Below are 10,759 nucleotides of genomic sequence, written 5' to 3' on the forward strand. Positions count from 1 at the left end.
ATTTAAAATTTATAAGTCTAAATAATAAATATATATAATTAAGAAATTTAAAGTTATTTTTACTTAATATAGGTAAAAATAACTTTAAATTGTGTTTAGATAGATTATAAATTATTTCTCATTTATTGACATATTTTTGATATTAAGAAATAATAGGTGTATAATCGAATTAAAATAAAGACCTGGAGGGTAGATAATGGAAACTCTAAACGGATTAAAAAGAACTCACTATTGTGGGGACTTAAGAGAATCAAACATTGATGAAGAAGTTGTACTTATGGGATGGGTACAAAAGAAAAGAAACTTAGGTGGATTAGTATTCGTTGACTTAAGAGATAGAAGTGGATTATGTCAAATAATATTCGATACTGATGTTAATGCAGAAGCTTTCGCTAAAGCTGAAAAATTAGGATCAGAGTATGTTATAGCTGTTAAAGGGAAGGTTGCAGAAAGAAGTTCTAAAAATCCTAACATGCCAACTGGTGATATAGAAATATTCGCAACTGAACTTAGATTATTAAATAAATCGGAAACACCACCAATATACATAAAAGATGATGACAATGTATCAGAAGAATTAAGATTAAAGTATAGATACTTAGATTTAAGAAAGCCATCTATGCAAAAGACTTTAATGTTAAGAAGTAGAGTTGCTAACATAGTTAGAAACTACTTATCTTCAAATAATTTCTTTGAAATAGAAACACCTTTCTTAATAAAGCCAACTCCAGAAGGCGCTAGAGACTACTTAGTACCAAGTAGAGTTAACGAAGGTAAATTCTATGCATTACCACAATCACCACAATTATTTAAACAATTATTAATGGTAAGTGGTATGGATAGATACTTCCAAATAGTTAAGTGTTTCAGAGATGAAGACTTAAGAGCTGACAGACAACCAGAGTTTACTCAAATAGACTGTGAAATGTCTTTCGTTGAACAAGAAGATGTTATGGCTATAATGGAAAAAATGGTTCAAACTATATTTAAAGAAACTATAAATGTAGATGTTCAATTACCACTTCCAGTTATGACATATGCTGAAGCTATGGAAAGATACGGTTCAGATAAGCCTGATACTAGATTTGGATATGAATTAACTAATATATCTGATATAGTAGCAAACTGTGGATTTGGAGTATTTGCTAATGCTACTAAAGATGGTATGAGTGTTAGAGGTATAAATGTTAAAGGACAAAGTGAAGCAATAAGTAAAAAACAATTAAGTAAAATAGAAGATCATGCTAAGACTTATAAAGCTAAAGGTCTTGCTTGGATGAGAATAGGCGAAAATAGAGAAGTTACTTCTCCAATAGCTAAATTCTTCAATGAAGAAGAAATGACAGCTATACTTGATAGAATGAATGCTGAAGCTGGTGACTTATTACTATTTGTTGCTGACAAAAACTCAGTAGTATTTGATGCTCTAGGACAAGTTAGACTTGAAGTTGCAAGAAGACTTAACTTATTAGATAGCAATGTTTACAACATGTTATGGGTAACTGAATTCCCTGTATTTGAAGAAGATGAAGAAACAGGAAGAATGATAGCTAAGCATCACCCATTCACATCTCCATTAGATGAAGACATAGAAAGATTAAATGGTGATGATAAAGCATCTTTAAGAGCTAAGGCTTATGATATAGTTATAAATGGATATGAAGTAGGTGGAGGAAGTGTTAGAATATTTAACGCTGACGTTCAACAAAAAATGTTCAAAGCTTTAGGATTCTCTGAAGAAGAAGCTCAAGAGAAGTTTGGATTCTTACTTGATGCATTCAAGTACGGAACTCCTCCTCATGCTGGTATAGCATTTGGTCTTGATAGACTTGTAATGATATTAGCTGGAACTACTAACATAAAAGATGTTATAGCATTCCCTAAAAACCAAAGTGCTGTTTGCCCTATGACAAATGCTCCAGCTGTTGCTGAAGATACTCAATTAGAAGAATTAAGTATAAAAGTTGAAATAGCAGACAAAGAATAATTTTAGATTAATATAAATTGATAAAATATTTATCAGTTAAAAAGTACCTACTAATTCAGTAGGTACTTTTTTATGCTTAAGGAAAATTAGAGTATAATGCTTTATTAGTTTTTTGTAAGAGGTGTAATTATATTATAAATAATAAATTCAAGAAATATGTAAAATATGGTATAAATATGCGATATACTAGGACATATATATAAGGATAGAAGGGAAGATGTTTGATGGGTATGATAAAAAAACTCTTAGGAAGACGAAATTTTCATGACAAGAACAATAATTCTAAGTCAAATAACGCCTACAACAATGTAAATAAAAAAGTAAATATATCTAACTTAGAAAATATAGATTCACTTATAACGTATATTGAATTAGAAGAATCAAATAAAGTTAATGAAATTATAAATCAAATGAAAAATAACGAGATACTATTATTAGTAAGTAAAATTGAAAATCAAAGCAAAGAGATTATAGAGGTTTACAATGAAAATAATGAATACATAGGAAAATGTAATAAAGATGTAACAGATATATTGGCTCCTAGAATTAATGCAGGCCTAAATTACTATGGAGAAGTCTTAGAAATAACAAAAACATCAAATTCTCAAAAGGAATTGCAAGCTAGAATAATTAAAGGAACACCGAAGCCTTCACAAAAGAAAAAAATTAAACTAGATTCATTATTTTCGCATTTATCAGATGAACTTATAACTGAGGTTATTGATGTTACCTTTGATGATAGGCAAGAATTAATTTCTAATATGAAAAAAGGTGACGTAACTAGATTAGTAAAAGAGTATGATAATGAAAATAAGTATTGTACTATTGCTGTCTATGATAAAGATAATAATAAATTAGGATTTATTGAAGAGGAATTATCAAATCAGTTAATTATAGAAATAGATAAAGGTAATGTTTATACTAGCCAAGTGGTAGAGGTGTTAGGTGGAGGCATTGTAAGCTTTGGACTTAAAATAAATATAAATAAGGTTGATATAAAATTAAGCAATCAAGTATATAGCAAGGAAGTTGAATGTGAGATTTTAAATTATATTGAAGGATCATCTGATACTAAAATTGCTAAAGATTTAATTTGTATGGTAGGTAGAAGACCTAGAATGTTAACTTTAAATAATGAGTGGGAAATGATGGTAAGTTTATTAGCTATCAGTGAAGTATTTAAAGAAAATTTTAAGAATTACATTCATTATCCGAATGGAAACTTATTAGTTGATATAAATGAATTTTATTCATATGATAAAGATAAGAAAAAGAAAATTTTTAGCTTTTATGAAATATATAATAACCTAATACAAAATATTTATAGATTTGAGTATAGTGAAGAAGACGTTATAGAGGATACTAGAGATGTAAATATGTTTAAACTTGAATTAGATTTAATACCACTATCTCCTATATCTTACTCAGACTTAGAAAAAATAAATTTAGAAATGATTGAAAATATATTTACTACAGAGGGTAGTTATAAATCATTTATAAATAATATAAATAAACGAATTATAAACATAAAAGAAATAATATCAAACACAAGTGAAGAAGAAATAAAAAGAGTAAATCATAGATGGATTGAGGAATTAAAACAGAGAAGATTATTTTTAAAAGATATAGATTGGATAGGCACAATTAGAGGGATTGAATCTTGTAGAGAAGCACGTTTAGACTATGAAAGCTTTCCTAGTTTATTATATAATGATTCCTTATATAATAAATCTCATTATGTCTGTCCCAGATGTGAAAAAATGGTTTTATATCAACTTAAAGTATCTGGTGTCTATACCGTTTATAAAAATATTGAAAAATTATTAGTTCACAATATGTTTACTTGTCCAGACTGTAGAACTTTCTATGCTTCAGCAAAGACCAAGAATGAGTTTGATGAACATTGGATAGAAACAAACCTTTCAGAATTCGCACTAAAGAGCGATACATACTCCAAGGAAGAATATAATGATTTAATTTCTTATAGCGAGAAAGTATACTTTCAAGAGCATAAGTAATGTTTTTTATATAAAAAAACGTGTAGAGAATAACTACACGTTTTTATTATTTTATAATGATAATGCAAAATATTTAATACATTTTAATAAAGTTAATTTTTATTGTTATATTCATTTAGTAATATTTCTTCTCCCATTTCAACTAATTTTCTAGTTGCTAATCCTCCGACTTCTTCACCAGCAAGAACGTTTTTAGCAGCACCTTCTAACGTTCCTTGAGGTGCATTGCTTTCTATCTTATTAGTTTCTGAATTATAGTTATAACCTAATTCATTAGCTATCTCCATTTTCATATTATTTAAAGCTTGTTTCGCATTCATTTTAGATTGATTATCCATATAAATATCTCCTTTTAATATAATAAATTTCTAAAATACTTATTAAATAAATATTGATGTAACTAAATTAATATTTTAAAGCTTATATTTTTAGAATGAACAAAATACAATAAATTTATAACAAGATTAAATAAAATTATAACTATTATGTAAGGTTTTTTAAAAATAAGTTATAATATTAATATCAGATAAATATGAGGTGAAACTATGGAAGAAAAGCATTTATCAGAAAAAAATGATAAAGACGCTCTTATGAAGAGACTTAAGAGAATAGAAGGTCAAGTAAAGGGAATTCAAAAAATGGTGGATGATGAGAGATACTGTGTAGATATATTAATCCAAATATCTGCAATAAGATCCGCTATTAATAAAGTTGGAACTATTATTTTAGAAAATCACATAAAGGGGTGTGTTTCTGAGAGTTTAAAAAATGGAGATGTAGAAGGTACAGAAAATATGATAGATGAGCTTATGAGCACTATAAATAAGTTTACTAAGTAAGTTATATAAATTTTAAAAATTAAATTGAGCTATATTATAGTTAAAATAGTTAATATTATAATTAGCATATAAATAAGGTTAGTTATTTGTAAAAAATATATATTAATATACAAGTAAATAAAAAATGGGGGGGATTTTTTTGGAACAACAAGGCTATATTGTAGACATTGTGGACAAGAAAACAGCTAAATTAAAAATGCAAAGACATTCTGCTTGTGCATCTTGCGGTAAATGTGCTACAACTTCAGAAAAAAAAGATATTATAGTTGAAGTGGATAATACTATAGGAGCACAAGTTGGGGATAGAGTTAAAGTTAATATGGAAACTGTTAATGTATTAAAGGCAGCTGCAATAGTATATATGTTACCTTTATTATTTTTATTAGTTGGAACTATTACTACATATTTCATACTTGATTCAATATCATTTAATGGAAATGTAGAATTGCTTAGCGGCATGATGGGATTAATTCTAATGTTACTAGCCTTTTTAATTTTAAAGAAGAATGATAGTAAGTTTAGAGACAGTAGAGAATACATACCTATTGTAACCGAAGTAGTACTAAAAGGTGGTTCAGAAATTAAACTATAATATTGACTGTTCATCTGTAATAAAAAATAGCCAACTCTAATAGGATTGTTAGAGAGGGCTATTTTTTATGAAATAATATTTTTTTAGTAATTTTAATTAGAATTTGTTTGCGTAATAAACTCTAATTTTTCAATGATTGTAATCAGTCACTGTGAATTTAATTTTTTCTTTATCTTAAAAATACTAATAGTTCTAGCTAATGAAGTTATAACTAAAACACCTAATGCTATTGCACCTCCAACAAACAGTACATCAGCACCAGTAGATATTGCCATATCGTAATTTTTTTGAACTAGAAATAGCATTGTGTTGTACATACCAAGTCCTGGAACTAATGGTATAATACCTGGAATTACAAATAATATTGCTGGATGTCTTAATTTTCTAGCTAATATTTCACTAAATAAAGAAACAACTAATGCGGCAACGAAGTTTGAAAGTATTGAATTTGATGTAGTTGTCATTAGATAGAAATATATAGCCCATCCAACACCACCAGTGATTCCTGCTGGAATTAATGATGCTACTGGAGCATTAAAAAATACTGAAAATCCAACTGTAGACAATGCAGCATAAATAAAGTGCATGTAAACTGGCATATCTGTCATTAGAATACACCTCCAACTCTAAGCCAAATATCTAATATCAGTCCAACGCCACAAGCGATTGATATTGCTGTCATACCAGCATCAAAAGCACGAGCAACACCAGACATTAAATCTCCGGATATTAAATCACGAATACCTTTTATAAATGATACTCCAGGTAGCAATGGCATAATAGATCCTACTATTAACATTCTAGGAGTATCCAATAAACCTAATTGAGTAAGTATTACTCCTGCCGATGCGATTAATAAAGATGCTACTAAACTTGAAAACGCAGGTATAGAACTTATTTTCATTATTTTTTTATAAGTAATAACTGCAAGTATTGAGGTTATAGATGTAAATATAAAATTAACTATGTTATTACCACCTAATAAGCATGCAAAGAATGCTGATGCTAATCCAGTACATAAATAGACTAGATTAGGGGGATAAGAGCTAACATCTCCTAATTCTTTTAACTGCTTTATAGCATCGTTAATTGAAATATCAGTATTAGTTACAAATTCCCTTGAAAAATTATTCAATAATGATATTTTATTTAAGTTTATCGATCTACTTTTTATTGTTTTCATAAAAGAAAGACCATCAAATCTTTCATCGGAAATAATTATTACAGTAGGAGAAGTAAACACATTTATATGTTTAAAACCTCTTGACCTACAAACTCGCAAAACGCTATCCTCAACGCGATAAGTTTCTGCACCATTAGAAAGCATAAGCTCTCCTAAAAATAATGCTAATCGAAGTACATCTTTTTTGTATTCTTGATTATACTCGTTACCCATCCAAAATACCTCCAAATAAAAATTAATATAACGATTATACCAAATTTTGCATTAGATGTTATCAATAAATTAAATTATTTTTTATTATTAATAAAGATTAACACAAGCCTGTATTTTACAAAGTTTTAAATTGCAAAAAATATTGATTTACTTTATTCAAAACAATTAAAAATATATGGATTAAACTATACAAAATTTGAATATATATATGTTGATATATTTATAAATTAAATATAATTTTTAAATTAGCCACTTCATAAAGATATTCTAAATTAATAAATATATTCCCCTTTAATACTTTGAAAAATTATAAAAATTAATTTATATAAAAAATTCGCTTCGCTGATGTCGCCAACGACTTCGTCCGTTGCTCAAAATGTTTTTTATGCCTAAAACCAATTTGTTGATATAACTTACTTTCATGAGTTATCAACAGAAAATTAAGTATCATAATATCCTTAAGCATAAAAAATTAAGTTTTAAAGGGATTTTTTTAGGAATAAATTATAAAAAGAATTATTGTTTTATAATTTATTTTTCCTAAATTATAAACTTTTATTATAGGAGGGTTTATTATGTTTGAAAATTTAAAAAAAGCAGATCCAGAAATTTATGAGAGTATGAAAAAAGAATTAACAAGACAACAAAGAAATATAGAGCTTATAGCTTCAGAGAATATAGTATCAATTCCAGTTATGGAAACTATGGGAAGTCATTTAACTAATAAATATGCTGAAGGATATCCTCAAAAAAGATATTATGGAGGATGTATGCATATAGATGAAATGGAATCTATTGCTATAGAAAGATTGAAAAAAATATTTAATGCTGAGCATGCAAATGTTCAACCACATTCAGGTGCTAATGCAAATCTAGGTGTATATTTTGCTATCCTTAACCCTGGTGATACTGTTCTTGGTATGAATTTATCACAGGGAGGGCATTTAACTCACGGTTCGCCTGTAAATATATCAGGAAAATATTTTAATTTCCATGAATATGGTATATGTCAAGAAAATGGACTTATAAATTACGAAGAAGTAAGAAAAGTTGCACACGAAGTAAAGCCAAAGTTAATAGTAGCAGGGGCAAGTGCTTATCCTAGAGAAATAGATTTTAGAAAATTTAGAGAAATAGCTGATGAAGTAGGCGCTATGCTTATGGTAGATATGGCTCATATAGCAGGATTAGTTGCAGCAGGTCTTCATCAAAATCCATGTGAAGTAGCGGACTTTGTTACAAGTACAACTCATAAAACATTAAGAGGTCCTCGCGGAGGTATTATACTTTGTAAAGAAAAATATGCTGCTGCTATAGATAAGGCGATATTCCCAGGAATACAAGGTGGACCACTTGAACATATAATTGCTTCTAAGGCTGTTTGTTTTAAGGAATCATTAAGCGATGAATTTAAAGAATATCAAAAACAAGTAGTTAAAAATTGTAAGGCTTTGGCTGAAGAACTTACAAAGAGAGGGTTTAAGTTATTAAGTGGAGGTAGTGATAATCACTTAATATTAGTAGATTTAACGAATAAAAATATAACAGGAAAAGAAGCTGAACATAGACTAGATGAAGCATATATAACAGTGAATAAAAATTCTATACCTAATGATCCTAATGGATATATAGTAACAAGTGGAGTAAGAATAGGAACACCAGCAGTTACAACTAGAGGAATGAAGGAAGAAGATATGGTTATTATAGCTGAAGCTATAGATTTATGTTTAACTTATGACAATGAAGAAAAGGCAAAAGAATTAGTAATAAGTCTAACTAATAAATATCCATTATATGAAGAATATAATTTAATGAATTAAAAAGATGATTTAGAATTTAATATTAAAATTAAACAGACTCATACAATAAAGGTGGATATAACTATATATTCATCTTTTTTTTCATTTGAAATATTGTCTATAGAGTAGACAATGAATAATTTAAGTTTGTTTACGAACAAATTTAAAAAGTTAAGTAAATAACATAGACACTGCAACTGGAACAAGTTTCTTTAAAGTTCATATAATGATTGTATCAGAACTTAAGGGGGGATAAAGTTGGCATTAACAGGAGCTCACTACATCTATATTTTATTCATGATCATTATATTGATTACTATGATAATGAGAAAAGAAAGTGTAATACCTTGTATAATAGGTACATTTTTATTAGGTTTGTTTTATAAAAAAAGTGTGGTAGGTGCTTTAGCCGGAGTATTTACATCCTTTGTAGTAGCATTGGAAGAGCTAGGTCCAGTTCTTTTAATAATAGGTATTATGGTTGCATTATCAAAATCATTGGAAGAGAATAATGCAATTGATTTTATGGTAAAGCCATTTTCTAAATCTATAAAAAGTTCTACTGCAGCATTTTTCGTAGCTGGAACTGTAATGTTTTTCATGTCTTGGTTTTTCTGGCCATCACCAGCATCTGCATTAGTAGGAGCTGTATTTTTACCAATAGCATTAAGATCAGGTTTACCTGCAATGGGATTAGCTGTAGCGATGAATTTGTTTGGTCATGGATTAGCACTATCTACAGATTTTATTATTCAAGGTGCGCCTAGTATAACGGCTGGAGCTGCAGGTATACCTGTAGAGGCTGTTATAAAAGAAGGTATGATCTTATATTGGATAATGGGGATTGTAACAATATCAGTTGCTTTTTATATGTTAAGACGAGATTTGAAAAATGGAGTATTTGACGAAGAATTAGCAACAACTAAAGATTTTGAAGCTAAGGAGATAGGTCCAAAAGCAAAAATATCAGTACTTTTAGTAGCTATAGGATTTATATTAGATATAGTTGCAATGTATAAATTTAATTTAAAAGGTGGAGATGCGTCTGCATTATTAGGAGGTACTGCTGGTGTACTATTAATTATAATAAATACTATGAATAACCCTAAAACAACATTAGATAAGGTTGCAGAACATATAATAGAAGGTTTTACATTTGCAATAAAAGTATTTGCTGTAATTATTCCAATAGCGGCATTTTTCTATTTAGGTGATGCTCCTATAGTTAAAGTATTTGGAGATGTATTACCGCAAGGATCACAAGGATTATTATCAGATATAGGAGTTGCATTATCTCAAGCAGTACCATTTAATAAAGTTGCTGCAGCTGGGATTGAAACTATTGTTGGAGGAATAACTGGGTTAGATGGATCTGGATTTTCTGGTATGTCTTTGGCTGGATCGTTAGCAGCTGTATTTGGGAATGCTATAAATATTAATGTAGGTGCACTTACGGCATTAGGTCAGATATCTGCTATATGGGTAGGTGGAGGTTGTATAGTGCCGTGGTCACTTATTGCAGTAGCAGCTATTTGTGGAGTTAGCCCAGTAGAGTTAGGCAAGAGAAATTTTATACCAGTAATGATAGGTCTTGCGGTAACAACTATAGTTGCTATATTTATACTATGATTTAATTAAGTTTGTTAATAAAATTTAGTTCAAATAATATTTGTATATAAAAATACAGGATATTAAAATATTCCTGTATTTTTTTGTGAAAATGGGGAAATATATGATTAAAGAAATAAAATATAAAAAACTTTGTAAAAAAGCATTGACCATGTTAATTATAGGTGATATAGTATTACTTGTCCTTAAGAAAAGAGGACAACAAAAAAGAACTTTGAAAATTAAACAGTAGGTTAATTTATAGAAACAAACATAATTCTTTATAGAATTAAACACAAACAACCAAGCCAGATATTCAGATAATGATTAGCTGAGCAATGGACAACTTTTATATGAGAGTTTGATCCTGGCTCAGGATGAACGCTGGCGGCGTGCCTAACACATGCAAGTCGAGCGATCTTCTTCGGAAGAGAGCGGCGGACGGGTGAGTAACGCGTGGGTAACCTGCCCTGTACACACGGATAACATACCGAAAGGTATGCTAATACGGGATAACATA

At 28.9% G+C, this 10,759-nt stretch carries 9 protein-coding genes and 1 rRNA gene; 7 read left to right on the forward strand and 3 right to left on the reverse strand.

Translation table 11 applies throughout. The annotated features are described in order from the left end of the window. The first annotated feature begins 196 nt into the window (after positions 1 to 196). On the forward strand, positions 197 to 1,987 hold the full coding sequence (gene aspS, locus BLP75_RS13080; RefSeq protein ID WP_092726740.1) for an aspartate--tRNA ligase: 1,791 nt from the start codon (positions 197 to 199) through the stop codon (positions 1,985 to 1,987). 224 nt (positions 1,988 to 2,211) lie between these two features. After that, complete coding sequence (locus tag BLP75_RS13085; RefSeq protein WP_092726742.1) at positions 2,212 to 4,005, forward strand: hypothetical protein; 1,794 nt, start codon at positions 2,212 to 2,214, stop codon at positions 4,003 to 4,005. Between the two features lie 92 nt (positions 4,006 to 4,097). Here BLP75_RS13085 and BLP75_RS13090 read toward each other — a convergent pair whose 3' ends face one another. Further along, complete coding sequence (locus BLP75_RS13090) at positions 4,098 to 4,343, reverse strand: small, acid-soluble spore protein, alpha/beta type (RefSeq protein ID WP_092726744.1); 246 nt, start codon at positions 4,341 to 4,343, stop codon at positions 4,098 to 4,100. 207 nt (positions 4,344 to 4,550) lie between these two features. Between BLP75_RS13090 and BLP75_RS13095 the strand changes: the two genes are divergently transcribed. Both BLP75_RS13095 and BLP75_RS13100 read left to right on the forward strand, forming a co-directional pair. Continuing rightward, entirely contained in the window at positions 4,551 to 4,844 is a 294-nt protein-coding gene (locus BLP75_RS13095) for a metal-sensitive transcriptional regulator (protein WP_092726746.1), read from the forward strand. Between the two features lie 139 nt (positions 4,845 to 4,983). Next, positions 4,984 to 5,436: a SoxR reducing system RseC family protein gene (locus tag BLP75_RS13100; RefSeq protein ID WP_092726748.1), complete on the forward strand. Its 453-nt coding sequence runs from the start codon at positions 4,984 to 4,986 to the stop codon at positions 5,434 to 5,436. Positions 5,437 to 5,582: 146 nt separating this feature from the next. Here BLP75_RS13100 and BLP75_RS13105 read toward each other — a convergent pair whose 3' ends face one another. Both BLP75_RS13105 and BLP75_RS13110 read right to left on the reverse strand, forming a co-directional pair. Then, positions 5,583 to 6,044 (reverse strand): threonine/serine exporter family protein, encoded by a 462-nt coding sequence (locus tag BLP75_RS13105; RefSeq protein ID WP_092726749.1) that lies wholly within the window; start codon positions 6,042 to 6,044, stop codon positions 5,583 to 5,585. Then, positions 6,044 to 6,832: a threonine/serine exporter family protein gene (locus BLP75_RS13110; protein ID WP_092726751.1), complete on the reverse strand. Its 789-nt coding sequence runs from the start codon at positions 6,830 to 6,832 to the stop codon at positions 6,044 to 6,046. Before BLP75_RS13110 ends, BLP75_RS13105 begins: the two co-directional genes overlap by 1 nt. A 575-nt stretch (positions 6,833 to 7,407) precedes the next feature. Here BLP75_RS13110 and BLP75_RS13115 point away from each other — a divergent pair. From BLP75_RS13115 to BLP75_RS13125, 3 genes are all read left to right on the forward strand, one after another. Continuing rightward, on the forward strand, positions 7,408 to 8,652 hold the full coding sequence (locus BLP75_RS13115) for a serine hydroxymethyltransferase (RefSeq protein WP_092726753.1): 1,245 nt from the start codon (positions 7,408 to 7,410) through the stop codon (positions 8,650 to 8,652). Positions 8,653 to 8,889: 237 nt separating this feature from the next. Continuing rightward, complete coding sequence (locus BLP75_RS13120; RefSeq protein WP_092726754.1) at positions 8,890 to 10,260, forward strand: hypothetical protein; 1,371 nt, start codon at positions 8,890 to 8,892, stop codon at positions 10,258 to 10,260. Between the two features lie 328 nt (positions 10,261 to 10,588). Further along, positions 10,589 to 10,759: ribosomal RNA gene (locus BLP75_RS13125) — 16S ribosomal RNA — on the forward strand; the annotation flags it as partial.

Origin of the sequence: Romboutsia lituseburensis DSM 797, from assembly GCF_900103615.1 — a bacterium.
Taxonomy (GTDB): Bacteria; Bacillota; Clostridia; order Peptostreptococcales; family Peptostreptococcaceae; genus Romboutsia_F; species Romboutsia_F lituseburensis.